This window comes from Bacillus pretiosus (genome assembly GCF_051294775.1).
GTDB classification, from domain to species: Bacteria; Bacillota; Bacilli; order Bacillales; family Bacillaceae_G; genus Bacillus_A; species Bacillus_A wiedmannii.
The window spans coordinates 113,862-140,390 of the sequence record NZ_JBPPHF010000003.1 but is presented as its reverse complement, the minus strand read 5'-3'; the positions used below and the strand labels follow the sequence as shown (position 1 = coordinate 140,390).

Below are 26,529 nucleotides of genomic sequence, written 5' to 3'. Positions count from 1 at the left end.
CTCAAAATTCATATACCTTCTTATAATAGCACATACCTAATCTAGAATGTTACTATACTGCTAAGATTAATAAATGTCAATAACATAAAAACATCACGATATAAAGATATTAAACACAATAAAAAACACCCTCATACGAGGGCATTTCCTTACATAGCACTAGCTTCTACAAACTGTAATTTATCTTTCTGCTCATTACTCGCCAGCGTTACTAACGTTTTTTCAATATGAGTAGGCACTTGTTCTAGCGTCACACTCACTCCTGACTTATCCGACTGCTCAATGAAATTAAATAACGCCATTGCGCCTGATACATCCATATAGCGCACATCTTTCATACGTAAAACAACCGGAGACTTTACGTCTTGTAAAGCATAAAAAATACGATCCACTGTTAAAAATGAAAGTGGGCCTTTAATTTTATATGTCGCGTCTTTTTCTTTTACAATAGAAGCTTTACGTTCTTTACATTTCACCATGTATATAATGAACGAAAGAATAATACCGAACGCAACAGCAATCATTAAATCGAACTTCACTGTGACAATCATCGTTACGAGCATAACAATGACATCACCTTTTGGTGCTACATGCATTTTCTTCATGCTTTCCCAATCAAACATTCCAATACCAGTTAAAATTAAAATACCTGATAATACAGCAAGCGGAATGTATTGTACGACCGATCCAAGTCCCATAATGAAAATAAATAATATAACACTATGCATACTTGCTGAAAGCGCCGTTTTACCACCGCTTCTTATATTAACGATAGACCGTACAGTCGCCCCTGCCCCTGCTAATCCGCCAAACAACCCGCTCATCATATTACCGATACCTTGTCCGACCAGTTCTTTATTACTTTTATGACGTGTACCTGTCACATTATCCATTACGACCGATGTTAACAACGAGTCAATCGATCCTAATAAAGCAATACTAAGCGCTGGTAAAATAAGTTCTGCAATCCCTGTTCCACTTAAAGATGGAATATGAAGCGTCGGCATCGCTTCTGGAATCGTCCCAATTTTTTCAATCACCTTATTTAATGACAAGTTTCCGATAATCGGTAACTTCACTGTAAGCCCTTCTAACGCAGAAGAAAATAAAGGAAGCAAAGCAGTTACACCGACTAATGCAACTAAACTAGACGGAATAGCCTTAATCCATTTTCCAGAAACAATCATTACAATAATCGTTAATACTACGAGTAGAAAACTATTTTGCACATGCTTTATTTCACCTAAAATAATAATCAATGCGATACCATTCATAAATCCTGAAACGACAGGATACGGAATGTATCGAACGTAAGAGCCAAGCTTACATACACCGAATAAAATTTGAAACACTCCCGCCATCATAAAGGCTATAAAACTCGCCTCTAATCCGTGCGTCGCAATAACTCCCGTTGCAATAACCGTAATCGGTCCAGTTGGCCCCGTTACCTGCCCAGGTGTACCACCAAATAACGCCGCAAATAAACCTGCAAAAATCGCACCATACAATCCGACTAGTGCTCCCTCAGATGTTCCCGTTGCAGCAATACCAAATGCAATGGCAAGTGGCAACGCAACAATCGCAACAGTAAAACCTGCTAAACATTCCTTTGCTATTTTTTGAAACATATAATAACCACCTTCACATTAAGTCCACGTTCCATTGTACACCTAAAAGAATATATTCGTTAGCCCACTTTTTACAGTATCGTGACGTAAACGCATTCAATTGTAAACTTCCGCCGCATCTTTGGAAACTATTATAACTATGTTATAATGAACAAATTAAATCTTTTATTATATATTTGGAGGCACTATGCTAACTTTTGAAGAAAAATTATCGATCATTGAATCTTTCCCTGAATTAGAAAGAAAGAACGTATCATTAAAACGCGTGAACTTTCACTTTGAAGAAAGTCGTTTAGATAAAAAGAACGTTGTTTATCACTTACATCCAAACGGAAACGGATTTGTATATGCAAGTGGTATCAAAGGTTATAAAACGGATGATAAAGGTATGGTTAACATCCGCGAATTTTCAGCAGATGAATTACGCTCAGTAATTGAGCAATCAATTGAACTATTATCTCAAGAAGAAATCGTAATTCCTGCAGAACCTGCGAAAGAAGAAGAATGGCAGAACGAAGACGGTCATATCCTTACTCTTATCTCAGAGGACGATATGTGGAACGTGTACGCTGGTGTAAACTTAGACGGTACATTCAACTCTTATCCAGAAGCTGCGGAATACCTTGATGAAGAAGGATTTTCACGTAAATAAAATTAGAAAGTGGGCATCCCAACATGACCATCAAACAATGTTGCGAACCCCATTTAATTCAACGATTTTGATAACAGTAAAAACCCCTCAAGCATTCGTATGCTTGAGGGGTTTTTACTTAAAAGGTAGAACAGCTAAAATTCCTTATATTAAGAACAAAGTGGAATTATTCCTAGACCAATTAATAGAGCTGCAGCAGCAGCTGGAATTGGTACAGGAATCTGGATACCTTCTACAAATAAGAAGTATTGACCACTTACTATTTTAAAACAAACTAATTGCATGGCTATTCCTCCCTTCTGTTAGATTAATACATTACATTAATTAATCTAGTTATTTATATAATTAAATAGTTTGTTTTCCAAAAAAGTTACTATGTTACAATCTCTCCAATCAAAGAAAGCATCTTAAAGTTTCTTTTTCGGCTATATAAACTCCTTCCTCACACTATCTCTAGTAATTTTCATAAAATGATTTAGAGGAGGATTAAAAATGAATACAACTGCTAGATTAGTAAATTGGAAAGAACATGGGGATATGATTATTTTGGAATGTGAATCAAATGGAAAGCGCTTCGAGATATCAACATATAAACAACGAATATATAATGCCCACCTTTTGTCAGATGACGTATATGTTCGTTTAGATTCATCTGATAATATAATTGGAATAGATATCTATAAGAAGTAAGAAAAGCCCTCTATTTTTTGTAGGCGGGCTTTACCTTTATTACAAAATACCAAAGTATACTCTCGTTTTCTCATGAAGTTTATGTAATTATACATATTCACAAAAAATAAACTAAATGAATATTACATGTAGTAAAATATAACTTGTGGACACGTTCTATAAAGCAGATTCTTTTAAAAGGCGTAACATATCAATCATTATAGGGGATGTGGCGTTACTCCGATACTGATCTCAGATCTCTTATATTTTGTGAACTAACAATCTAGTGTATATAGACGATTCTGTTTTATAGTATGTGTTTACACTTATAACAAAGGGGTAATACGGATAGATTCGTATGAAATGAAAATGGTTCAAGTCGGAGAGAGGCACCTTAGGGTGTCTTTTCTTTTGTACATTACATCCCTTTATTTCTTTCACATTGTTTCAAATGCACGAATTACTCTTCATTGCAAAGAAACGAGAATTAAGTGAAGATTGATTGATTTTCACTTAATTCTCCACCTCTACAAAAGAGCAAAGATATTGCTTACAGACAAACAGGCGAAAATCACATAGATATGAGGCATCCGACACTTTCTATTTTTTCGCGCCTTTCAAAGACTCTCTAAGCACAAACTTCTGCAATTTTCCACTCGCATTACGAGGAAGTTCATCCACAAATAAATAGTGACGTGGACGTTTATAATCTGCTAATTCATCACTTTCTTTACAATATATTTCCAAATCCTTTTCTGTAATCGCTTCATCTTTCTTTACAACAACAGCCACAACACGTTCTCCCCATAATTCATCTGGCTCACCAAGCACCGCAACATCTAATATACCAGGATGACTATGTAGAAAATCTTCAATTTCACGTGGATAAATATTAACGCCGCCACTAATCACCATATCATCCACGCGATCTGCGACGAATAAATAACCGTCTTTATCGAAGTAGCCTAAATCACCAGAATGATACCATCCTTTATACATCGATTTTGCATTTGCTTCTTCTCGGTTATGATAACCAGCCATCATAGTTGGGCCGCGCAAAATAATCTCCCCTACTTCATAAGGAGGTAATACATCATCTGGTTCTGCCGGTGCATCATCATTTGGTTTTACAATGCGGATTTCATGACTAAAGCACGGTGTTCCTGCTGAACCTGCTTTCGTAATTTGATCTTCTTCTACAAGAAACGCAACAACTGGTCCCATTTCTGTCATTCCGTATATTTGTACGAGATCAATATAAAGACGTTCTTTACATTCCTTCACTAATGCTGGAGCCATTGCCGCTCCTCCATATATACCAATCTTCATCGATGTTAAATCGTACTGCGTTAAATCTTTTTGCAGTAACATATTCCACATCGTCGGTGCTGCAAAAAATGTCGTAATCTTCTCTTCTTGAATCGTATGTAATACTCTATCCGTATCAAAGTGATGTAAAATAACATTCTTTCCACCAACTTGAATACGCGGAATGATTCCAGCATTTAACTCGCCGCAATGATATAAAGGCGCCACTACAAGCCCAGCACTATCTCTATTATATTTTAAGAAATACGTACAAATCATACTATGCTCAGCCATTTCACGATGGCGATGTAGCACGCCTTTCGGATGACCTGTCGTACCGCTCGTATATAGCATCGAACAATAATCCATTTCATCAATTTCGATATCTATTTTCTCAGAAGATGCCGCATTCACTTTTTCATGGTAGGAACTAGCAAAGGAAGGTGTATCGTCTTCTACATACCAAAAAGACGAATTTGGAAAATCTTGTTCAATGATAGCGACAGTTGATTCAACTGCTTTTTCAAAGACAACGACTTTGGAGGATGCGTCCTGGAGAATATAAGATACTTCTTTTGCTTTTAAGCGAAAATTAATCGGGTTAAAGATCGCACCAATTTTCGCACAAGCTAAGTAAACGTTTACAAATTCACGGCAATTATATAAGTAAACAGATACAGTATCTCCCTTTCTTATCCCTTCTTCTAATAGAGCTTGCGCCGTTTTATTTATTTGCTCATCCCACTGTTTATATGTCCAGCGAATATTTTTTTCCGGCTCTACTAACGCCTCTTTATTCGGATGCTTACCAACCGCTAAATCAAATATTCTCCCTATCGTCATGTACATGCCAACAATTTCCCCCTTTTCTCTTTCATAAATCTATCATTTCGTCCATAAGTAGACATTGTCCTCTAATGATTTGACTAATTTTTCTGATTATTATCGACATAGTTTTACAAACAGTGTGGTTTCTTGGTAAATGAAATTATAGCAACTTACTCACAACAATATAAAAAAGAGGCTGTTCCAAATGGAACAACCTCTTTCTTCTTATACAAATAGCTCTTCTAAAATTTTCAGTTTGTCTTCTGTATATTTTACGAAGCCATCGTTATATGATTTTGGATCTTTCGGATTTGCGAAGTGCGTAATTGCGCCTGTCTTCGGATGAACAAATTTACTTGATGCACCACAGCCAAGTCCGATAATCGATTGAACTTCTTCCATAATAACAATGTTATAAATACTTTCTTGCGTCGGCATTGCATAACCAACGTTCTCTAAGTTACCTAAAATATTCTTTTGACGATATAGGTAATATGGTACGTAATTATGCTTTTGCGTCCACTCTTCTGCTTCGTGCATCATCGCTGTAATTTCTTCGCGACCAGCTACTTTATATTTACGTTTGTTTTGCGTCATTTCAGAAGCACGTTTGAATGATAACGTATGAACTGTTAACGATTCTGGCATTAACTTTTCTGTTTCATCTAACGTATGCTTGAAAATATCTAGCCCTTCACCAGGAAGACCAATAATTAAGTCCATATTAATATTGTTCATTCCCATTTCACGAGCTAAGTGATACTTCTCAATTGTTTCTTCTACAGTATGATGACGTCCAATTGCTTTTAATGTCTCTTGATGGTATGACTGCGGATTAATACTAATACGGTCAATGTTCCATTTATTTAACACTTCTAGTTTTGCTGGCGTAATTGTATCTGGGCGACCTGCCTCAACTGTTACTTCACGCACATTTTTCACATCTGGGAACGCTTCATACATTTCTTCATACAGCATATCCATCTCTTCTGCTGTAATACTTGTCGGTGTACCGCCGCCGTAATAAATCGTCGTAACTGTTACACCTTTTTCTTTTAAAAACTTACCAATTTCACGAACTTCATAATGTAAACCACCTAAGAATGAATCAACAGAGCCTTGGCGTCCGTTAATTGCATACGCCGGGAATGTACAATATGCACATTTTGTTGGGCAGAATGGAATACCGATATAAATACTTACTTCCTCTTTCAAACGGTATAAATCCGGAACTACCGCTAATTGGCAATCCACAATACGCTGAAGAAGTTCAATTTTCTCTTCATGAATTAAATAGCTTTCACGAAGTTCTTGGTGTGCTTCTTCTTTTGACATACCACTTTGAAGCATTTTATGAAGAAGTTTTGTCGGACGAACTCCTGTTAAAATGCCCCAGCTTTGTTCAAGACCAGTTAACTGCTGAAGAACAGAAAGATATACATAAGAAACAACGTGCTTCACTTGCTTCATACGCTCTTTTTCATCTGTGAAAGCAGATAAATCTTTTGCGAATGTTTCTTCATACACATTTCCAGTAGCAACATCTGTTAAACGAGCAGATGCTTTCACATTCTCTTCAATGTGTATATCAACGATAAGATTTGCTTCCTCTTGTTCAAATCCAATCGTACTATCTTCAAAAAATAAGCCGCCAATATTTTGCAGCGGACGTAAAAAACGATCATCTTGTAACGTTTTAATTGAAATTAACAACATTATCACCTTTTCATTTGCAAACTCTCTTTAGTTTACTTGAAGGGCGTTTGTAGGTCAATACAGAAGGTTTTACCTTATTTATATATCCTATTTAAAACAAACTGAATATTGGTTTTTCACGAACTTTTCTTAGTTGTATAGACATTGTAATATACTCTTGTTACAATCTAGAACGTATTAGTACTTGCTACTAATTTAAATATATCCAAAGGAGGACTGTTAACACGACATATATACTATAACGTGTTAAAAAACAACTATGAAAAAAAGGTTTTACAACATTTTGGCACTAACTTTGGCATTACAAACATTTGTAGCACCTACTCATTCATTCGCAGAAAATATAGAGAAAACTGCGGAATTGTCTATTGATGAACAAGCGTTAAAAAGCATTGAAGAACATGCAAAACAGCATAGACATGACGAAGAAAACGACCTTGAAATCTCGGGTGAATATCTTCTCCACTTATCAACAAAACTTCCACTATACGATGCAAACGACTTAAAAACCAAAACAAATATTGAAATTGCTGAACCAGTAGTAAAGGCAACAAAGAAAAAAGGTAATACATATTACGTACAAACTACATCCGGTTCTGGTTGGGTTAATAAGGAAAATAATAGTTTAGAAGTACAAGAGATTCATAAACTTTCAAATCAAAAACTAATTGTGAAAGACGAAACATCAATATATTCATTCCCTTTCCAATCGTTTAAAGAAGAAACGACATTACAGCCACAAACAGTAGCTCCTACTGAACAAGCTGGAAATTGGTTTAAAATTCAACTGAACGGAACTGAGAAATGGATTTATGCTCCTTCAGCTACATTTGAAGGTACAAAAGCATCATTATTTGAAAAAACAGGTTCTATCGAAAAGAGAAGCGCAACTTTCTTCAAAACACCATCTAATTTGCCTACAAATAACGTTTATGGTGTTACATTTAAAGAAATGATCGTTCCAAAAGGGAATGAAAACATTCGTCCTGGCTACGCAATGGAACCGAAATACATTACAATTCATGAAACTGCTAATACAAGTAAAGGTGCTAACGCGTTAAATCATGCGAAGTACTTAGATAGCCAAGCACGCGGAAATACTGATCGTTCAGCATCTTGGCATTTTACAGTGGATGACAAAGAAATTTATCAACATCTTCCATTAAATGAAGTTGGTTGGCATGCTGGAAATAAGACAGGAAACTATGAATCTATCGGAATTGAAATTGCTGTGAATAGTGATGGAAATTATACGAAAGCAGTAGAAAATGCCCGAAAATTAGCTGCTTATTTAATGAACGAATTAAACATATCTCTAGATCACGTGCAAAAGCATCAATTTTGGAGCGGAAAAAACTGCCCTGCATTTATGATTCAACGCGGACAATGGGATGCTTTCTTAAAAGGCACGAACGCTTACTATAATGAACATCGTAAAGAGGTTATGCCACCGCCAGAAGTCCCTCATGAAAAAGACGACATTACAGGTGGTTGGTATGAACAAGACATTCGTCAATTAGCAGCTAGGAAAATCATGTTCGGTGATGGAAATGGTTCTTACTGGCCAAACCGCCTCGTAACACGAGCAGAGTTTGCAAATTTAATGTCGCGAGCTTTAAAATTACCGGCTGGAAACGCTAAATTTACAGACTTAAACGAAGCACATCCATCTTTAGTAGACGGAATTAATCGTGCAGCTAGCGCAGGTATCATTAATGGTCGTGGGAATAATAAATTTGATCCGACCGCTACAATAACACGTGATGAAGCTGTTATCATGATTGACCGTGCATTAGAATATAACTGGATTTATAGAAAAGAAGTGAAATTACCATTCACTGACCAAAATTTAGCATACGATAAGAAAGCATTACAAAATGTTTACGCATACGGCATCGTAAAAGGGAACGAGCGCAATGAATTCGTACCAAAAGGCACAGCAACACGTGCTGAATCAGCCGCATTTTTAAATCGAATGCTTAAGGTTATTGAAGCTTAAACAAAAAACTAAAAGGCATAAGAGATAACATTTCTCTTATGCCTTTTATAAAACTATTAGCTATTTTTAATCATAAATCTAAGACGTATCCCTAATAAAACAAGAGCAAAACCAACGAATGGAAGATAATTCATATCATGTCCTGTGGCTGGAAGGCGTTGTGCATGAGACGCACCTTGTCCTTTTTCTGGTGAGGTAGGTTGTTCTTTATCTACGTTTACCATTCCTTCACCCGGTTTCTCTGTCTCTTCACCTGGCTTTTCTGTTCCCTCACCTGGTTTCTCTGTTTCTTCACCTGGCTTTTCTGTTTCCTCACCCGGTTTCTCTGTCTCTTCACCTGGTTTTTCTGTCTCTTCACCTGGCTTTTCTGTTTCTTCACCTGGCTTTTCTGTTTCTTCACCTGGTTTTTCTGTCTCTTCGCCCGGCTTTTCTGTTTCTTCACCTGGCTTTTCTGTTTCTTCACCTGGTTTCTCTGTCTCTTCACCTGGTTTCTCTGTTTCTTCACCTGGCTTTTCTGTTTCTTCACCTGGTTTCTCTGTTTCACCTGGCTTTTCTGTTTCTTCACCTGGCTTTTCTGTTTCTTCACCTGGCTTTTCTGTCTCTTCACCTGGTTTCTCTGTCTCTTCACCTGGCTTTTCTGTTTCTTCACCTGGCTTTTCTGTTTCTTCACCTGGCTTTTCTGTTTCTTCACCTGGTTTCTCTGTTTCTTCCCCTGGCTTTTCTGGACCTTTTTCTGTCTCTTTTTCATTCAATACTTCTTGTTTCGCTACTTTATTAGCTACAACATTTACTTCTACTGTAACCTCTAACGCTTTGTAGCCTTCCGGCGCTTTCGTTTCTTCTAACGTATACTTTCCTGGCACTAAGTTTTCGAATTTCACAACGCCGGCTTTATTCGTTGTTTTCGCTTCTCCAACTACTTGACCAGTTTCATTCTTCAGCTTAAATTCTGCACCTTCTAGAACTTTTCCACTCTCTGCATCCTTTTTGATTACTTGTAAGCTTCCTAGTTCTTTTGCGTTTTCTACTTGTACTTGTACTACTTTGTTTGCTTCCACAACGACTTCAATTTCTTCTTTTAACAACTTATATCCTTGTGGTGCTTTCGTTTCTTTTAATGTGTATGTCCCTGGTTCTAATTTCTTAGAGGTTACTTTACCAGTTTTATCTGTTCGTAACGTCTCTACTTTTTTACCATCTTTGTACACTTCAAATTCTGCATCTGATAATACTTTCGCTTTATCTTCTGCATCCACTTTTACGATTTCAAATTGGCCAAGGCTCTTACTGTTCGTTACTTTTACATCAATAACTTTTTCACCATCAACTGTTACATGAATTACTTGTTTTGTTAACTCATAACCTTCTGGTGCTTTTGTTTCTTCTAACGTATATTCACCAGGCACTAGTCCGTCTACTTTAACGATTCCAGATTTATCTGTTGTAATTCCTTCTTTTACAACATTTCCTTTCACATCTTTCAATGTAAATTCTGCGCCTGCTAAACGTTTCGCTTTATCTTTATCATCCGTCTTAATAATTTGTAGAGAACCTAAGATTCTTTCGTTTTCCGCCTCTACTTTTACTACTTCTTTCTCGTTTTGTATTGTTACTTTCCATTCTTTATTTGAAAGCTTATAACCTTCTGGTGCTTTCATTTCTTTCACTGTATATTCACCTAATGGTAATTTGGGTGACATCACTTTTCCACTCTCATCTGTTTTCAGTTCCGCTACCTTTTTACCATCTTTATATACTGTAAATTCTGCACCTGATAATACTTTCGCTTTATCATTCGCATCTACTTTTACAATTTCAAATTGACCTGTTACTTTTTCATTCATAACTTCTTGTTTTACTACTTCATTTGCTACTACGTTTACTTCTACTGTTACTTCTACTGCTTTATAACCTTCCGGCGCTTTCATTTCTTCTAACGTATATTTCCCTGGTACTAAGTTTTCGAATTGTATTACACCGTCTTTATTCGTTGTTTTCGCTTCTCCAACTACTTGACCAGTTTCGTTCTTCAGTCTAAATTCTGCGCCTTCTAGAACTTTTCCACTCTCTGCATCCTTTTTGATTACTTGTAAGCTTCCTAGTTCTTTTGCGTTTTCTACTTGTACTTGTACTACTTTGTTTGCTTCCACAACGACTTCAATTTCTTCTTTTAATAATATATATCCTTGTGGCGCTTTCGTTTCTTTTAATGTGTATGTTCCTGGCTCTAATTTCTGAGAAATTACTTTACCTGTTTTATCTGTTCGTAACGTATCTACTTTTTTACCATCTTTATACACTTCAAATTCTGCATCTGATAATACTTTCGTTTTATCTTCCGCATCTACTTTCACAATTTCAAATTGACCTGTTACTTTTTCTGGGATCTTTTTATTCACCACATCTACAGTTACTACTTTATTAGCCTCTACATCAACAGAAACTGAACTAGATGATAATTCATATCCTTTCGGTGCTTCTACTTCTTTTAATGTATAGCTTCCAACTGGAAGTTGTTTCGATAAGGCTTCACCTTTATCATCTGTAACAATTGTTTCCACAACTTTACCATCTTTATCGATAACATCAAATTTTGCACCTGGTAAAAGTTGACCAGATTCACTATCTTTTTTCAATAATTTAAATTGGCCATTCTCTACTTTTTTCGTATTCTTCATAACAAGTTCAATTACGTTTGTATTATCAATTGTTACTTTTACTGGTGTATCAATTTTTATATATCCTTCTGGTGCACTAATTTCTTTTACAAAATAATCACCAAATGGTAAATCTTTAACTTCCGCAATACCCTTTTCGTTTGTTGTAACAGTAGCCACAACATTATTATCTTTGTCTATAACATCAAATTTTGCGTCTTTTAAAACAATGTTTTCATCGTTTTCATCAACTTTTTTAATTTGTAAATGTCCTTTTTCAGCTGCTGGCTTATTCCACTTTGGCCAGTTAAATTTAAAGTTATGGACCTCAAAGCCATCTCTTTGGTGTAATCCTCCAACATAGGCTTGTCCATTAATAGAACCGCCTTTTGTTTCTACAACTGCATTAGGCGCAAATACACTTCCTACTACACCATATCCTTTAGTTGTTATCTTTGTAGCATTAGGAAATACCCAAATTACCTTACTAGCTAACTCAGTAAAAGATGAATTAGGGTCGTATGCTTGAGATGTATTAATTAAATCCGTCGCCATCCCAGTATTTCTTGTATCATACAAAATTGCACCGCCACCAAAACTCACTTCTTCTGCATCTGAATAAATAACAATAAAGTCTTTATTCTCTACATTCGGAAGAAAAACGTCTTTTACATCAAATGCTTTCTTTCCCGTCTGGCCTGAAGAGACATAAATATTAGGGTTGTTTACATCTTCACCGATTCCAAAGCTCATATTAGGTTTTGGCTTATCAGTGTGTAGTTTACTTGCATCCCCAATTACACCATCAACGTCTTTTCTAAATTCTTTAAATTTCGCATCAATCTCCGCTTGCTCTTTATAAGAGATACGGTCATATGATGTTTTCATTGCGCCATCTGGGTCACCATCTTTTGTCATCGCCACTGTTCCATCTTGGATAATTACTTGTCCTGTTCCCGCTTTCGTAAATTGACCGCCTAGTAATAATGACGGATATCCTTCATCTACCCATGTCGCCCCAGCTAAATTATTCGCTCCAGTTGCAGCCGCTAAGACTGTATAACTTGATGCATTCATATTTTTTTGAACAGCCATCGCACCCTCAATATCCGCACTCGTTGCACTATGATCTCCAAAAATGATTGCATTGTAATAAGATACATCACCTAAACCTTTTAATTCTGTTGTAGCTGCCTCTGCTTTATACGGTAAATGGATTAAAAAATTCATACATACTAGTAACACAACTATAAAACTACTACTTAATTTTTTTATTTTTTGATTAAATGATTTCCTCAAAAAATTCATTCCCCCTTTTAAACTTCCTAAAACCAAACAAAAAAGCATCTTTCATATGTACCAAGCCTTACTCACAATAACTTAAAATCATCCATTTAAATAAAAACAAGAGACTCTACAACTGCTTAATAAAATTACTACAATTCATTTTTGAGATAATACGTGAACTAAACTATCATGCGGAAGTATTTTTTGCATATGGAGCTCAACAAAATTAATCTGAAGAATATTTCATGTGGTGTAACTATTTTGGCAACATCACCCACTTTACAACAGTTTTCTAAAGGATTCAAGTAAATTGTATAGATTCCAGACACAATTCACCTTCATGAAACGCTTTCATTCCTAAAATAAAATGAAAGAAAAACGTAGCCAAAAAGCTACGTTTTTCTTTCATCGTTTCGGTGTATTTTTATGATTCTTCAAAAACGGAAGCGGGAATTGCTTACGGAAATGTTCTTTAATCATATACTCTACACCGTTCTCACTATTTGAACGTGTAATCCAGTCTGCTGCTTGTTTTAACTCTACAGGCGAGTTCCCCATCGCTACACCAAGCCCTACATTTTCAATTACTTCTAGATCTTCTAAACTATCTCCAATCGCAACCATTTCGTTTAGCGAAATATTTAAATGCTCTCCAAGCAATTGTAATCCGCGTAATTTTGATACATTTTGCGGCAAAATTTCTATTCGTTTTGAATCACACTCAACATACTCTATATCTTGGAATGCTTTTCTTAATGTATTGAGCCCTCGTTCTTTTTCACCTTTACTTTGGAAAATCACATCAATTTTGGGCGCCGCTACTGGATGATCACGAAGCGCATCACCTAACGAGTCTACAAACTGAACCGGATAAAATAGCGGATCTGCGCTTGATAATACAGTACGTGCAATTAAGTTTGGTGTATTTCTCTCACGATTTCCGATTGAAAACCGTTCATGAGAAATACGGACGTTACAATCGAAGTGCTCTAACACTTGCACAATGTTAAACGTCTTCTCTTCCGATAATCTTCTTTGAACGTACGGCTTATCTAACGTTGCTGAAACGAAAGCACCACCGTGTGTCACTAGGATAGAATCTAATTTCAACGCCTTTGCAACTTTATGAGCGGACTGAAAATTACGGCTCGTAAATAATGTAACGTATACATCTTTTCTTTTCACAAATTCAATTGTTTCTCGTAATCCTTTTGCAATTTTTCCGTTGTTGTATAGTAGTGTCCCATCTATATTAAGAGCTAGTAAGCGATAAATCATGTCGCACTCCCCCTCTTCGCTGTTGTACTCTATCCATAATTTATGAAATAAATGTAGCAAATAGAACGAGTTAGAATTACTACTGAAAATTTGGTTTACTATATACATATACACTTAGCAAAGGAGATAGTACAATGCAGGCACCACCTTCCTTTTATGAAGGCGATACGTTAGAAGTCGCAAAAAAATTACTCGGACAGAAACTTGTACATATTGTAGACGGAGTAAAACGAAGCGGGATCATTGTAGAAGTAGAAGCATACAAAGGTCCCGATGATAAAGCAGCACATAGTTACGGAGGTAGACGAACGGACCGTACAGAAGTCATGTTTGGTGCACCGGGACATGCTTACGTATATTTGATTTATGGTATGTATCATTGTTTTAACGTCATTACAGCGCCAGTTGGCACCCCGCAAGGTGTTCTCATTCGAGCCCTTGAGCCAGTAGATGGAATCGAAGAAATAAAACTAGCACGCTACAACAAAAGCGACATTACAAAAGCGCAGTATAAAAATTTAACGAACGGCCCTGGCAAACTATGCCGTGCCCTCGGAATTACTTTAGAAGAACGAGGTGTATCCTTACAAAGTGATACATTACATATTGAACTCGTCCCAGAAGAAGAACACCTATCATCACAATATAAAATAACAGCAGGACCTCGTATTAACATCGACTATGCAGAAGAAGCTGTACATTATCCGTGGCGTTTTTATTATGAGGGACATCCGTTTGTTTCAAAGAAATAAACGATATCAATAAGGAATATTAATAAAAGAAGACTGTTCCATAATGGAACAGTCTCTCCTTTTTACTCCGAGCCTTCCGCAGTCGCAATATTATCCTCTAAGTTTTCTCTTGATAATTCAGCCGCCATAAAATCAGCTGTTTCTGGAAGTGCTAAATGCATATGAGCTTTTTGGCAAATTTGGATCGTACAGTTTTCAACAACATAATCAAAAACATGTCCGCCTCCGCTTCTTGCATCGTCAATGTAATGTAAGTGGAAACCAGCTACACCAATACCTTGCGCGTAATCTGGTGTCCAAAATCCAGCAAGCGTGCCTTCTGTATGTTTAAATGAAAAGATTGGTTGTGATTTCGTCACTTCAACGAGCGGTGTATACGGTTTTTCTTGTCTTGGAACAGTTCTCGTTCTTACTTCACGGAACGTACCGTCCATTCTAATAGCGTAAAATAAGTTTTTACTTGGCATTAATTCATGTAATACTGCCTCAACTTCTTCACGATTCATCGGACGCTCTACCGTATAACTCATTTCTTTTTCAAAAAACGTTACAGTCGCAAACGGTGTCGTTTCTTCCGGTTCTACTTTTTCTGCTGAACCGTCTGAACGTAAATGATAAAATTCGTTATCGAATGCAATCATTTCACCATCTAATTGATCAAATGTACCGATGCCGAAATCACCACGTTCTTTCAATTCCTCAAAGCTAATTACACCATCATATATACCATCTAATAGCGCAAGCATTGTAGATGTTTGATATACTTCATTACTCATTTTCGTTCTTTTTGCATCAATATCAATGAGTTGTGCAACAGTCATCTCAATCATGCCTCCATTAGTTTAATTGGTTTGGTAATAATTTTTCGCTTAATTTAATGTTGTCACGGTAGTCAATTGGAACATCAATAATGACAGGACCGTCTGCTGCTAATGCTTCTTTTAATACACCTTCTAATTCATCAGGCGTGTTAACACGAAGACCCTTTGCACCGAAACTTTCTGCATATTTCACAAGATCGACATCGCCAAACTCTGTAGCTGATGTTCTACCGTATTTCATCATTTGTTGGAACGCAACCATATCATATGTACCATCTCTCCATACAAGATGTACGATCGGTGCGTTTAAGCGTACCGCTGTTTCTAATTCCATCGAAGAGAATAAGAAACCACCATCACCTGACACGGAAACAACTTTCTTGCCCGGTTCAACTAAAGTAGCAGCAATTGCCCAAGGAAGTGCAACACCTAACGTTTGCATACCGTTACTAAATAATAATCTACGTGGTTCATAAGAACGGAAACATCTTGCCATCCAAATAGAATGTGAACCGATGTCACATGTAACGGTTGTATCGTCACTAATTAAAGAACGAAGTGTACGAATCACTTGAAGCGGATGCGTAACACCTTCTGAAGCACGGTTTGGAACTTCTGCTTGTTCTGATAATTTCGCACGTAATCGTTCTAACACTGCTTCTGATTTCGAACTTAATACAAGTTTCGGTAATTTTTCTGCAATGCTATTTACAGTTAAAGCGATATCGCCAATTAATTCGCGCTCTGGTTGGTAATCATGGTCGATATCTGCTTGATGGTCATCAAGATGGATAATCGTTCTGTCTCCAAGTTTATTCCAGAATTTCGGATCATACTCAATTGGGTCATAACCGATCGAAATAACAAGGTCTGCTTCTTCTAGTAAAATATCACCTGGTTGGTTACGGAATAATCCAACGCGGCCAAAGAAATGATCTTCTAACTCACGCGAAATTGCACCAGCTGCTTGATATGTTTCAACGACAGGAAGTTCTGTATCCGCAATTAATTCACGAACGGCTTTCGTCACTTCATTTGTGCTCGCTCTCATACCGAGTAAAATAACTGGTAATTTCGCCGATTTTATTTTTTCTACTACATATGTAATTTCATGTGTGGGAGCGATTCCAAGCTGTGGCTTAGAAAGCGCACCGATAGACTCTACAGTCGTTTCAGCTGTCATAACGTCTTGTGGCAGACTTACTAAAGTAGCTCCTGGATTAGTGGAAGTCGCACTTCGGAATGCATTTGATAGTGCTTCTGGCACATTATCAGGATGCTCTACTTCTACGCTATATTTTGTGATTGGTTCGAATAGTGCAGCATTATCCATAGATTGATGCGTACGTTTTAATCGATCCGTACGTGGAACTGCACCAGCTAAAGCAACAACGGGATCACTCTCCGCATTCGCAGTAACAAGACCTGTCGCTAAATTCGATGTCCCTGGTCCTGAAGTTACAAGACATACGCCCGGTTTCCCTGTTAATCTACCAATAGCAGCTGCCATAAATGCTGCGTTTTGTTCATGACGACAAACAATTAACTCTGGTCCTCTTTCTTGCAGTACATCAAATACAGAGTCAATCTTCGCTCCTGGAATACCGAAAACATGTGTAACACCTTGTTTAATTAAACAATCAACAACAAGATCTGCTCCTTTTGTTTTTGTCTTCACGTCGTTTGCTTTTACACCTGTACTCAAACTAATCATCCCTTTATTTCATAATGTGTGTAATAAAGATTTTTAATTTCACCTAGTTAATTAACGTGGTGAAGTATTATTTATCATTATATTACAAATGCATTATTTTTCCAACAATATGAATTTAACATTATTTTGACAACCGCAAAGGAATGCGCTTACAACCCTTTATTTATCCTAAAATAATATTTTTAAAACTTCTCTAAAAATGTACAAAAAACTTCCATCTTGTCACAGTATTAAAAACATAACAGTACCTTGCAAAGAACACTAGTAAATGATATATTTGTAAATATTGGAATACCCATTAATTGGAACACATTTTGTAATTCGTATCCCCCTTTCAAAATATAGCATTCTCAACTTTAATCCATCATTCTATAAAGGAAAGTGATTGTTATGAACAAAAATGAATTTTTGGAACAACTTAATTCTTCCCTGCGGAATATGCCTAATGCAGAAAAGAAAGATATTATTTCAGAGTATGAAACTCATTTTATCAGTGGTAAACAGGATGGGAAATGTGAAGAAGAAATTGCTAGAAAACTAGGAAACCCTAAAACGATCGCGAAAGAGCTTACTGTTTCCTATGCAATACATAACGCTGACAAGAAACGAAGCTTCAAAAATATGATAACCGCACTATTTTCTGTTATGAGCTTAAGTGTTTTAAACTTTACCTTTATCATTATCGCCTTTTTCGTACTACTCTTTTTATTACCGATTATTCTAGCACTTATCATTGCTACTCCACTATTAATCATCTCACCTATTTTATTAATAGGGTTAGGATTTTTTAAAGGGTTTCATCAAATCAGTTATTCCGATGTTTACAATGTGTTCATCGCTTTTTGCAGCGGTTTACTCATATCCGTCATATGTTATCAAATGATAAAACATCTATACGCAACTTTAGTAAAGTATTTGAAATGGAATATAGCTATTTTACAAAGATAATAATGAATATAAAAGGAGATTAAAATGAAGAAGTATACTTTATATCTACTCATGTTACTTACAATTTTATTGCTATCAGCTTGTTCAAACAGTGCACAACATAAGGAAGAAAACGCTGTGCAATCTATTAAAGATGTAACGATAAAAATTCCAGAAACTATATTCACTTCCTCAAAAAAGAATGAAACGATTAATGAAGATGAAATGAAACAAAATATAAAAACGTATTTAGATTATAGCGGAGAGTTATACGAAAACATCGTCCCACTTTCGTCAGCCATGTCTGACGAGGAAGTCACGGAATCCGATCGGGAGAAATTAAAACAACTAGTAGATTTAGCGCAACAAAACGATGCGAACTTCCATCATTTTATTAGTAACAATACGATCCCCGATGATTACAAAAAACCTTCGAAAGAAATGTATGAATTCGTTTCAGCGTCTACAGCACTTTCAGTGGAACTAGAGCAAGAATTAGACAAACTCGCTCAAGATGGTAACTTATTCAAAACTGATTTTTCTTTTACAAAACGCTTTGAGAAGGTTAATGGTAGGAAGCAAAAAGAAATTGAAAAGTTTTTGAAGGAGAAGAATATTGAGACTGAGTATTTCCACAAATAACAAACAAAAAAGACGCCCCTATCCGAGGGGCGTCTTCCTTCATTACGCTTGTTGTTGCGCGTTATATAATTCTTCAAGTGGCTTCATGATAATTTTGTTAACGTCAGTGATAACAAGGTTTAAACGTTGTTCAGTTTCCATTAACTTTGTGATTTTAGCATCTTGTTGAATGCGAGCTACAACTTCTTGTGCTTTTTGGTTATCTTCTTCAGTGATTTCTTGACCTTGCATCATTTTTTGTTGTAGGCCAAGTTGCATTGTGCGGAACTCATCGAATAAGTTCTTTGAATTTGCATCACCTTGTACTGCTGCGTAGCTTGCTTTTAATGTTTGGAAATCTTCGTTTTCAGCGATTGCTTTTTGTAATTCATATGCAACATCATGAATGTTTTTTGTCATTTTATTTTTCCTCCTTTAGAAGGCTAGCACTTGTCATGCGCACTGCCTTTTCAGTGCATTTACATACGCACCTCTTCTTACCATATCAAACTATGCAAGAGATGTGAAGAAATTTCACTTTTATTTCTATGTACTTACCTTATTATTTAAGGAACAACAGTAATAATCCTTGCACAATTCCAATCATACCGCCTAATAAGGCACCTAAATACGTAATCATTTTTAGTTCATTTTTTGTAATGGACAGCACTAAATCTTCTAGTCTCTCCGTTGAAAATGTAGAGACTTCTTGCTGGACAATTTCCGCCAAGTGGAGATTATTTAGTATACTTTCTACGTTTTCTGCTCCCCACTTCAAGCCTTTCGTTACTGCGCTTGGGACTACCTTTTCTATAATTGTTTCTCGAACCGGTTCACATACTTGCTGCACAGATTGATTTAAAAATTTACTCACTGTTTCCTCAACTTTAACTGCAGACAATATGGAGCTTACAATCATTTCTTTTTCTACAAACGTTTCTACTTCTTTTACATCTCTTCCTTTTAACTTTTCCCACTCTTTTTGCAGTACATCAGTTAAAAGCTGTTTCGTACCTTCTTGCCCTAAAAACTTAATGACTTCTGGTTGCACACGATCCACTACACTTACATTCCCTAAAAACATTCCGACTAAGTTAAGTAGCGTTCCCCTAGAAGCAAAGAAATCATCAATCATTTTTGAAAGACGTGCTTTCCCTTCTTCACTCTCAAAAAACTGAGTTGCTCGCCCTAAAATAAATACCGAAACATTTGGAATCGCATTCTCTATTTTCTCGTGAACAGAATGAGGTAAAGCTTGTTCCCATGTATATGTATAGTACTCTGCTAAAAATGCCTCTATTTTTTCTGTAATCACATGTTCGATTTTCCCGGTCGCCTCTTTTTCTACATGTACTAAATTCCATTTTTCTAACATTTGTCGTAACGACTGTTCATTCGTAATTACTTTATCCACTTCTACTTGTGTCCATTGAATTAAACCTTTTTGAAACTCTTCATTTGTTAATTTCTTTCCGATTCCTTCTGGCGTTAACAAATGTTCGACAACCATTTTCCCTAATTGAACAGCAAGTTCATCGCGGCGCTTCGGAATTAACCCTGGTGTAAATGGAACTTGAAATTTTCCAATATAAATAGGGCGATGAGGACGAAATAACATTTTTATCGCTAAATGATTTGTAAATCCTCCAATAATCGCTCCGAGCCCTGTCGTCGTTAACATACTTAACCATATATTCATTACAATCAACCTTTCGCTTCTCCAAAACTATAGCATATCATCATACGGACAAAAGTATAATGGTATAAAAACGTATTTGCAATATATAGCTTCGCCTATTGTGCCAACATTTTGTTAGTAAAGGAGTGATTTCGTTGGTTCTCGGTATTTTAACTTCTCACCCTCATTATGAGCAAACGTATTACACCGAAATCGCTAAACGCGCTCGGCTTTATCATAATGTCGTTGCCCAGTTTACGCCATTTGGTATTGATCCTAAAACAGACCTTGTCTCTGGTCTTATTTATGATACAGATACAGGAAAATGGAAAGAGCAAATATTCCCTATTCCTTCTTATATTTACGATCGTTCTTCTTTTAACGAGGAAACAGACTTCGACAAAGCAAAATCAATTATTCACTCATTACACAACCGTCCTACCACTACCTTTTTAAATAACACACTCATTGACTTAAGCGAACTTCATGATTTATTTCTCACGAATAAAAAATTATCTCCTTATATACCAAAATTTGAAATAGCAACGATACAAAACATTTTCAAACTGTTATTAAAAACAAAAGATATTATTATACGGCCTACTAACACACATTCCAATGAAAGTCTGTACCGGATCACTTATAAAAACAAAACGTTTCATATCGATACGATAAATGATGACTATCATACTTCTACTCCAATCAAACGGACAGATGAATTTATATCTTGGTACAAATCTAACATACGATCAGCACGTTACATCATTCATACAATGCTGCAACCACCAAATCAATTAACATACCCGCTCCATATTCGAACCATTTTGCAAAAAAATAAAGAACAGAAGTGGACTGCTATCGGCCAATTTATACAAAAAAGCTCATTTCCGAATCAACTTTTACTTTCGGCAACGGATGATTCCTCGCTGCATTCATTTTCAAAAATTAAATACGTACTATCTAGTACCGGTGTACAATTATTACAAGACGCTTTACATGACATTATCAATGAAGTGTTTCAAACATTAGATGAATCTTATTCTTCGTTATTCGAGCTAGAGCTTTCCACTATTATGGATCAAAAAGGGGCAATTTGGCTTATGTATGTCAACACGATTCCCCCGTACGAACATTACATTCGTCATAGTGATGCACTAGCCGAAAAAATATATCACGGACCACTAAAGTTTAGTCGCTTCACACCATAATGAAAGGAGGTAACACCATTTTGAAAGAGCACATATATACATTAAACATTTCAGATGAGCATCCAAATAGTATTACTTTACCTTACATTTTTTCCATTACACCACCAATTGCATCTCTTTCCTTCGGCGTACGCCATGTTGCAAGTGAAGAGGTGAAAATTCATTATTCCTTTACTCGCGAAATCATTATCGGAAAACAAATTGCAGAGAAACTTTTACTTCCTCATTCCACTACTATCCATGCATTCACGCAAAATGAAACCATTATTTTCGGACCATTAATCGGGATTTTCACAACTGGTTTTAACGATGACTCTTCTAATCCTTTAGGAAACCGTTCAACTTCTCTCAGCGAGTTACTAACGCCACCATTCACCTTGCGACCATTTGTATTTGTTTTTGGTGTGCAACATATAAACTGGGCAGACGAAACAATTGAAGGGTATTTCTTTCAAGAGGAACAGTGGATTAAGAAAAAAATCCCTTTACCGAATGTCATTTATGATCGATTACCAAATCGGAAAGCCGAAAATTATAAACCAATCGTAAGAGCAAAAAGAAAATTAGAGCATGACTATTCCATTCCGTGGTTTAACCCAGGTTTTTTCAATAAATGGGAAGTGCATCAACTTCTTATGAAAGATGAATCCATTACTCCCTTATTACCAAACACGGAAGCTTTTCAACATTTCGAACAAGTAGAACGCTTTCTTGGCACGTATAAATCTGTTTACATGAAACCGATACACGGTAGCTTCGGGAGAAACATTCATCAAATATTTTACTCTCAAACAGAGAATTGCTACTACTGTCGTTATCGCGAAAATGAAGAAAATAAACTAAGAAAGTACCAGTCATTAGAAACGCTTCTGAACCATGTGTTAAAAGGACATGATTTAAAAAAGTTTATCGTACAACAAGGTATTTCCTTACTTCGCTTCGATGGGCAACCTGTTGATTTTCGCATTCATACAAATAAAAATCATTTCGGCCAATGGATGGTCAGTGCAATCGTTGCAAAAATTGCTGGCAAAGGTAGCTTAACAACGCATGTAAATAGCGGTGGCGATACAAAATTACTGCAAGAACTTTTTCCAGATTCAACGAAACAAGTTCAAATTGAAAATAAATTAAAACATACAGCCTTACAAATCAGTTACGCGCTCGATGAGCAAGTAACCGGAAATATTGGAGAAATCGGTTTTGATATCGGTTTAGACACAGGGGAAAACCCGTGGCTCTTTGAAGCAAACTCTAAACCTGGGCGAACTGTATTCCAAGATGAAAAGTTAAAAGAACAAAGTGAACTGACGCGCCAATTATTTTACGAATATGCCATCTACTTAACTGAACATTCTTTACGCGATGCAAAAGAAAAAATGTCTCAAATAAAATCCGGAACTCCAACAAACACCGAACGTATCCCATCCCCTATGATTCACTCACAAATACAAAAACAAAAACTTCCACCTCATTCATAAGGTGGAAGTTTTCTATTTACACAAGTTTCACTACAACCTCTGTTTCCACGTTACATACTCCGCAATAAAAAATATGATTGCAGTATTCATTTGAATTATTATGTGTTAATCCATCTACTGCACTTAATAATTCTTGGTCCATATACGCACTATAATCGTCTATGTAATCTACAGTTTTTCCATAATCTTGGAGTATACCTTGGCAATTTTGACAAGAATATGTTTGTGATTCTAATGCGTTGCAAAGCGGGCAAATTCCCATCACGATTCCTCCATACGTTATCATTTACAAGCAGATTGAAGAGAGCATCTAGCCGTGCATAGGAGCGTCCTGTCCCCCCTACTTAAAATAGAACTATAAAGTTGCTACCGATTTAATTTTAGTAAGTCATAAATAAGAAGTTAATGATTTGCCCCACAATAGCGGGATACAAAAAGAAAAACATATTTCATATCGCTCTTAGTTTAGCCTTCTTTCTAAAAAATACAACGATTACTCTTATTTCATAATTTACGAAATCACTAATATTTTTTTACAAAATTTACAAATTATTATTTCGTATATCTTTCTAGGTAACATCCATACTATGAGTACAAACTTAATTACCGATGGATTAGCGCCAAACGGGGCGATAATCTGGTTCAAATCCAGCTAGTCCAACCAAAAAAAATTTTTATAACTCTAAGGAGGATATATTCCTATGGCAAACCAAAATTCTTCAAATCAATTAGTAGTACCAGGAGCAACAGCTGCAATCGACCAAATGAAGTACGAAATCGCTCAAGAATTTGGTGTACAATTAGGAGCAGATTCTACGGCTCGTGCTAACGGTTCTGTTGGTGGAGAAATTACAAAACGTCTAGTTGCAATGGCTGAGCAAAGCCTTGGCGGATTCCAAAAATAAATATATATGGCAAAAAGGTCTCAAGGCATATGCCTTGAGACCTTCCTTCATTTACTGCAACATTTGTAAAAACTTCTTCGTGCGTTCTTCTTTTGGATTTGTAAATACATCTTCTGGTGTACCTTGTTCGACAACGACACCGCCATCCATGAAAATAACGCGGTTCGCAATTTGATGCGCAAAACGCATTTCGTGCGTTACAATGACCATCGTCATGCCTTCTTTAGCAAGTTCTTTCATTACTTTCAGAACTTCTTGAACAAGTTCAGGATCAAGTGCTGACGTTGGCTCATCAAATAGTAACACTTCCGGCTCCATCGCAAGCGCGCGAGCAATTCCAACGCGCTGTTGTTGTCCGCCTGATAATTGGAACGGATATAAGTCTACTTTATCCGCAAGACCAACTTTTTCAAGGAAATAGTTTGCTTTTTTCTTCGCTTCTTCTTTCCCCATCTTTTTCACTGTAACGAGCCCTTCCATTACATTTTGAAGTGCTGTTAAATGAGGGAATAGATTATGGTGCTGGAATACCATACCTGTTTGCGTACGAAGATTGACAATATCTTTCTTCGATACTTTTTGAGAGAAGTCGAGCTCTTTATTACCGATGCGAATATTACCAGCGTTCGGCGTTTCTAACACGTTGAGACAACGTAAGAATGTCGTTTTACCAGATCCCGATGGCCCGATAATAACAACAACTTCCCCCTTCTCAACTGATAAATCTATATGCTTTAGTACGGTATTATCTCCGAAACTTTTTTGTAAATGTTGAATTGAAATCATAAAAACAAAAACTCCTTTTATGAAAGGGTTATTTTAGAGTGTAACGTTCTGAACGTTTTTCTAATATTTGTTGCACAATAGATAATAAGAAGCAAATTGCCCAATAAATTAGACCTGCTTCGAAATAAACAATTAAAAACTCATAGTTCATTGCCGCAATTTCCTGCGCTTTTCGGAACATTTCTGTTACTAAAATTAACGATGCTAATGAAGTATCCTTCACTAAACTAATAAATGTATTCGAAAGCGGCGGAATAGATACTCGCGTTGCCTGCGGTAAAATAACACGTTTTAATGCTTGCGGGTATGTCATCCCAATTGTGTAAGCTGCTTCCCACTGTCCTTTCGGGATTGAAAGGATAGAAGCACGAATAATTTCAGATGCATACGCACCAACATTTAACGAAAATCCAATAACTGCTGCTGTATATGGCTCAACTTCAATATTAAGAGTTGGAAGACCATAGAAAATAATAAATAACTGTACAAGAAGTGGCGTTCCGCGAATGATAGATACATAGATACGAGCAATCCATTGTAAAATACGACTACCTGAAATACGTGCAAGCGCTGTTAACGTCGCAAGTATAATCCCGATAATAAATGTAATAAGCGTTAATGGAATTGTCGTAAATACAGCTTCCTTCAGCATAGGCATGAAGGAAGACTGCATAATATCTATCCAAGTAGACAATCGATCTGAAACCAACGCACTACTTAGATACATTTTCACCGAACCATTTTTTCGCTATTTTATCGTACGTACCATCTTTTTTCATATCTTCTAACGCTTTATTTACTTCTTGTACTAGCTTGTCGCTACCTTTACGGAATAAGAATCCACTCTGTGACGCTTCTTTTTCTGTATCTACAATTTTAATTTTTGCATCTTTTTTCGTTTCTAAATAATTTAACACTGATAATTTATCATTAATTGTGAAATCAACGCGTCCAGTGTTTAATAATTCTGCAGCTTGGCTAAAGCCTTCTACATTCGTGATTTCTGCACCATTTTTCTTAGCAATATCTGCATAGTTACTTGTTAAAGATTGTGCTGCTTTTAATCCTTTTACATCAGCAAATGTAGCAGGTTTATCTTTATCCTTCGCAATAACTAATACCGCTGAAGATGAAACATATGGGCTAGAGAAGTCATATTTCTTTTGACGATCTTCACGAATACCAACTTCATTCGCAACCATGTCGAAACGTTTTGCATCTAGACCAGCAAGTAAGCTATCCCATTGTGTTTCTTTAAATACAGGTTTTACTCCTAAACGTTTTGCAACTTCTTCTGCTAATTCAACGTCAAATCCAGTTAATTTATTACTTGAATCGTGGAATGTGAACGGTGGATATGTACCTTCTGTTCCAATTACAAGTTCACCACTTTGTTTTATCTTTTGTAACGCATCTTGATTAGCTGTATCTTTTTTCTCTTCTTTACCGCAGCCCGCTACAATCCCGATTGCTAATGTAGTTACTGCAAGTACTGAAAATAATTTTTTCATAATGGTAATCCTCCAAGTATTCTGATAGGAATTTAAAAACTATATTGATTGTATGCAATCTTGAACAATTTTTCAATGAAAATGTTCTTATTTAGTTTATCCT

General features: G+C 36.3%; 23 protein-coding genes. 9 read left to right on the top strand and 14 right to left on the bottom strand.

Annotation, left to right across the window (positions count from 1 at the left end; all coding sequences use genetic code 11):
* Positions 1-149: 149 nt before the first annotated feature.
* Positions 150-1,628, bottom strand: a complete 1,479-nt coding sequence (locus tag ACSG5Z_RS17255; protein WP_435711813.1) for a SulP family inorganic anion transporter — start codon at positions 1,626-1,628, stop codon at positions 150-152.
* Positions 1,629-1,815: 187 nt separating this feature from the next.
* Here ACSG5Z_RS17255 and ACSG5Z_RS17250 point away from each other — a divergent pair, with 187 nt between their 5' ends.
* Positions 1,816-2,280: a hypothetical protein gene (locus ACSG5Z_RS17250; RefSeq protein WP_000955011.1), complete on the top strand. Its 465-nt coding sequence runs from the start codon at positions 1,816-1,818 to the stop codon at positions 2,278-2,280.
* A gap of 149 nt (positions 2,281-2,429) precedes the next feature.
* Here ACSG5Z_RS17250 and ACSG5Z_RS17245 read toward each other — a convergent pair whose 3' ends face one another.
* Positions 2,430-2,564, bottom strand: a complete 135-nt coding sequence (locus ACSG5Z_RS17245) for a hypothetical protein (RefSeq protein WP_001177692.1) — start codon at positions 2,562-2,564, stop codon at positions 2,430-2,432.
* 208 nt (positions 2,565-2,772) lie between these two features.
* Here ACSG5Z_RS17245 and ACSG5Z_RS17240 point away from each other — a divergent pair, with 208 nt between their 5' ends.
* Positions 2,773-2,970: a hypothetical protein gene (locus tag ACSG5Z_RS17240; RefSeq protein WP_001098286.1), complete on the top strand. Its 198-nt coding sequence runs from the start codon at positions 2,773-2,775 to the stop codon at positions 2,968-2,970.
* A gap of 579 nt (positions 2,971-3,549) precedes the next feature.
* Here ACSG5Z_RS17240 and ACSG5Z_RS17235 read toward each other — a convergent pair.
* Positions 3,550-5,106: a fatty acid--CoA ligase gene (locus ACSG5Z_RS17235; protein ID WP_435711812.1), complete on the bottom strand. Its 1,557-nt coding sequence runs from the start codon at positions 5,104-5,106 to the stop codon at positions 3,550-3,552.
* A 204-nt stretch (positions 5,107-5,310) separates the two neighbouring features.
* Entirely contained in the window at positions 5,311-6,801 is a 1,491-nt protein-coding gene (locus ACSG5Z_RS17230) for a coproporphyrinogen III oxidase (protein ID WP_002007015.1), read from the bottom strand.
* A gap of 259 nt (positions 6,802-7,060) precedes the next feature.
* Between ACSG5Z_RS17230 and ACSG5Z_RS17225 the strand changes: the two genes are divergently transcribed.
* Complete coding sequence (locus ACSG5Z_RS17225) at positions 7,061-8,800, top strand: S-layer homology domain-containing protein (RefSeq protein ID WP_098082470.1); 1,740 nt, start codon at positions 7,061-7,063, stop codon at positions 8,798-8,800.
* A gap of 56 nt (positions 8,801-8,856) precedes the next feature.
* Here the strand turns inward: ACSG5Z_RS17225 and ACSG5Z_RS17220 are convergent, their stop codons facing one another.
* Positions 8,857-12,756: an MSCRAMM family protein gene (locus ACSG5Z_RS17220; protein ID WP_435711811.1), complete on the bottom strand. Its 3,900-nt coding sequence runs from the start codon at positions 12,754-12,756 to the stop codon at positions 8,857-8,859.
* Between the two features lie 393 nt (positions 12,757-13,149).
* Positions 13,150-14,022, bottom strand: a complete 873-nt coding sequence (locus tag ACSG5Z_RS17215; RefSeq protein ID WP_087979580.1) for a Cof-type HAD-IIB family hydrolase — start codon at positions 14,020-14,022, stop codon at positions 13,150-13,152.
* A gap of 134 nt (positions 14,023-14,156) precedes the next feature.
* Here ACSG5Z_RS17215 and ACSG5Z_RS17210 point away from each other — a divergent pair, with 134 nt between their 5' ends.
* On the top strand, positions 14,157-14,774 hold the full coding sequence (locus tag ACSG5Z_RS17210; RefSeq protein ID WP_088608462.1) for a DNA-3-methyladenine glycosylase: 618 nt from the start codon (positions 14,157-14,159) through the stop codon (positions 14,772-14,774).
* A 62-nt stretch (positions 14,775-14,836) separates the two neighbouring features.
* On the opposite strand, the gene alsD is transcribed toward ACSG5Z_RS17210, so the two are convergent.
* Positions 14,837-15,595, bottom strand: a complete 759-nt coding sequence (gene alsD / locus ACSG5Z_RS17205) for an alpha-acetolactate decarboxylase (RefSeq protein WP_435711810.1) — start codon at positions 15,593-15,595, stop codon at positions 14,837-14,839.
* Between the two features lie 16 nt (positions 15,596-15,611).
* The gene (gene alsS, locus ACSG5Z_RS17200) at positions 15,612-17,300 is read right to left on the bottom strand and encodes an acetolactate synthase AlsS (protein WP_087985754.1); all 1,689 of its coding nucleotides are present in this window, start codon (positions 17,298-17,300) and stop codon (positions 15,612-15,614) included.
* A gap of 399 nt (positions 17,301-17,699) precedes the next feature.
* Between alsS and ACSG5Z_RS17195 the strand changes: the two genes are divergently transcribed.
* Together ACSG5Z_RS17195 and ACSG5Z_RS17190 are read left to right on the top strand one after the other, a co-directional pair.
* Positions 17,700-18,257 carry a DUF1700 domain-containing protein gene (locus ACSG5Z_RS17195; RefSeq protein WP_088062111.1) on the top strand — a complete coding sequence of 186 codons (558 nt, stop codon included), beginning with the start codon at positions 17,700-17,702 and terminating at the stop codon, positions 18,255-18,257.
* Positions 18,258-18,281: 24 nt separating this feature from the next.
* Entirely contained in the window at positions 18,282-18,878 is a 597-nt protein-coding gene (locus ACSG5Z_RS17190) for an NDxxF motif lipoprotein (RefSeq protein ID WP_435711809.1), read from the top strand.
* A gap of 42 nt (positions 18,879-18,920) precedes the next feature.
* Here the strand turns inward: ACSG5Z_RS17190 and ACSG5Z_RS17185 are convergent, their stop codons facing one another.
* Both ACSG5Z_RS17185 and ACSG5Z_RS17180 read right to left on the bottom strand, forming a co-directional pair.
* Entirely contained in the window at positions 18,921-19,277 is a 357-nt protein-coding gene (locus ACSG5Z_RS17185) for a YlbF/YmcA family competence regulator (RefSeq protein WP_087985757.1), read from the bottom strand.
* Positions 19,278-19,419: 142 nt separating this feature from the next.
* Positions 19,420-20,556 carry a DUF445 domain-containing protein gene (locus ACSG5Z_RS17180; RefSeq protein ID WP_137012803.1) on the bottom strand — a complete coding sequence of 379 codons (1,137 nt, stop codon included), beginning with the start codon at positions 20,554-20,556 and terminating at the stop codon, positions 19,420-19,422.
* 134 nt (positions 20,557-20,690) lie between these two features.
* Between ACSG5Z_RS17180 and ACSG5Z_RS17175 the strand changes: the two genes are divergently transcribed.
* Together ACSG5Z_RS17175 and ACSG5Z_RS17170 are read left to right on the top strand one after the other, a co-directional pair.
* Positions 20,691-21,743 (top strand): YheC/YheD family endospore coat-associated protein, encoded by a 1,053-nt coding sequence (locus ACSG5Z_RS17175; protein WP_087985759.1) that lies wholly within the window; start codon positions 20,691-20,693, stop codon positions 21,741-21,743.
* Positions 21,744-21,763: 20 nt separating this feature from the next.
* The gene (locus ACSG5Z_RS17170; RefSeq protein ID WP_098150418.1) at positions 21,764-23,224 is read left to right on the top strand and encodes a YheC/YheD family endospore coat-associated protein; all 1,461 of its coding nucleotides are present in this window, start codon (positions 21,764-21,766) and stop codon (positions 23,222-23,224) included.
* Between the two features lie 16 nt (positions 23,225-23,240).
* Here ACSG5Z_RS17170 and ACSG5Z_RS17165 read toward each other — a convergent pair whose 3' ends face one another.
* On the bottom strand, positions 23,241-23,486 hold the full coding sequence (locus ACSG5Z_RS17165; RefSeq protein WP_046956678.1) for a hypothetical protein: 246 nt from the start codon (positions 23,484-23,486) through the stop codon (positions 23,241-23,243).
* A 439-nt stretch (positions 23,487-23,925) separates the two neighbouring features.
* Here ACSG5Z_RS17165 and sasP point away from each other — a divergent pair, with 439 nt between their 5' ends.
* Positions 23,926-24,129: a small acid-soluble spore protein, SasP family gene (sasP, locus tag ACSG5Z_RS17160; RefSeq protein ID WP_000013339.1), complete on the top strand. Its 204-nt coding sequence runs from the start codon at positions 23,926-23,928 to the stop codon at positions 24,127-24,129.
* A gap of 51 nt (positions 24,130-24,180) precedes the next feature.
* On the opposite strand, the gene ACSG5Z_RS17155 is transcribed toward sasP, so the two are convergent.
* From ACSG5Z_RS17155 to ACSG5Z_RS17145, 3 genes are read right to left on the bottom strand one after another with little or no spacing between them, the layout of a single operon-like run.
* Positions 24,181-24,915: an amino acid ABC transporter ATP-binding protein gene (locus tag ACSG5Z_RS17155; protein ID WP_000623593.1), complete on the bottom strand. Its 735-nt coding sequence runs from the start codon at positions 24,913-24,915 to the stop codon at positions 24,181-24,183.
* 28 nt (positions 24,916-24,943) lie between these two features.
* Positions 24,944-25,642: an amino acid ABC transporter permease gene (locus ACSG5Z_RS17150; protein ID WP_033657688.1), complete on the bottom strand. Its 699-nt coding sequence runs from the start codon at positions 25,640-25,642 to the stop codon at positions 24,944-24,946.
* On the bottom strand, positions 25,629-26,426 hold the full coding sequence (locus ACSG5Z_RS17145) for an amino acid ABC transporter substrate-binding protein (RefSeq protein WP_000732834.1): 798 nt from the start codon (positions 26,424-26,426) through the stop codon (positions 25,629-25,631). Before ACSG5Z_RS17145 ends, ACSG5Z_RS17150 begins: the two co-directional genes overlap by 14 nt.
* Positions 26,427-26,529: the final 103 nt, after the last annotated feature.

Coding starts and splice junctions, on each gene's coding strand:
- ACSG5Z_RS17185 (WP_087985757.1), bottom strand. CDS start 19,277: ATGACAAAAAACATTCATGATGTTGCATATGAATTACAAAAAGCAATC.
- ACSG5Z_RS17145 (WP_000732834.1), bottom strand. CDS start 26,426: ATGAAAAAATTATTTTCAGTACTTGCAGTAACTACATTAGCAATCGGG.
- ACSG5Z_RS17245 (WP_001177692.1), bottom strand. CDS start 2,564: ATGCAATTAGTTTGTTTTAAAATAGTAAGTGGTCAATACTTCTTATTT.
- ACSG5Z_RS17195 (WP_088062111.1), top strand. CDS start 17,700: ATGAACAAAAATGAATTTTTGGAACAACTTAATTCTTCCCTGCGGAAT.
- ACSG5Z_RS17190 (WP_435711809.1), top strand. CDS start 18,282: ATGAAGAAGTATACTTTATATCTACTCATGTTACTTACAATTTTATTG.
- ACSG5Z_RS17150 (WP_033657688.1), bottom strand. CDS start 25,642: ATGTATCTAAGTAGTGCGTTGGTTTCAGATCGATTGTCTACTTGGATA.
- ACSG5Z_RS17230 (WP_002007015.1), bottom strand. CDS start 6,801: ATGTTGTTAATTTCAATTAAAACGTTACAAGATGATCGTTTTTTACGT.
- ACSG5Z_RS17215 (WP_087979580.1), bottom strand. CDS start 14,022: ATGATTTATCGCTTACTAGCTCTTAATATAGATGGGACACTACTATAC.
- ACSG5Z_RS17165 (WP_046956678.1), bottom strand. CDS start 23,486: ATGGGAATTTGCCCGCTTTGCAACGCATTAGAATCACAAACATATTCT.
- ACSG5Z_RS17250 (WP_000955011.1), top strand. CDS start 1,816: ATGCTAACTTTTGAAGAAAAATTATCGATCATTGAATCTTTCCCTGAA.
- ACSG5Z_RS17235 (WP_435711812.1), bottom strand. CDS start 5,106: ATGTACATGACGATAGGGAGAATATTTGATTTAGCGGTTGGTAAGCAT.
- ACSG5Z_RS17210 (WP_088608462.1), top strand. CDS start 14,157: ATGCAGGCACCACCTTCCTTTTATGAAGGCGATACGTTAGAAGTCGCA.
- ACSG5Z_RS17225 (WP_098082470.1), top strand. CDS start 7,061: ATGAAAAAAAGGTTTTACAACATTTTGGCACTAACTTTGGCATTACAA.
- ACSG5Z_RS17255 (WP_435711813.1), bottom strand. CDS start 1,628: ATGTTTCAAAAAATAGCAAAGGAATGTTTAGCAGGTTTTACTGTTGCG.
- alsD (WP_435711810.1), bottom strand. CDS start 15,595: ATGACTGTTGCACAACTCATTGATATTGATGCAAAAAGAACGAAAATG.
- ACSG5Z_RS17155 (WP_000623593.1), bottom strand. CDS start 24,915: ATGATTTCAATTCAACATTTACAAAAAAGTTTCGGAGATAATACCGTA.
- sasP (WP_000013339.1), top strand. CDS start 23,926: ATGGCAAACCAAAATTCTTCAAATCAATTAGTAGTACCAGGAGCAACA.
- ACSG5Z_RS17180 (WP_137012803.1), bottom strand. CDS start 20,556: ATGAATATATGGTTAAGTATGTTAACGACGACAGGGCTCGGAGCGATT.
- ACSG5Z_RS17240 (WP_001098286.1), top strand. CDS start 2,773: ATGAATACAACTGCTAGATTAGTAAATTGGAAAGAACATGGGGATATG.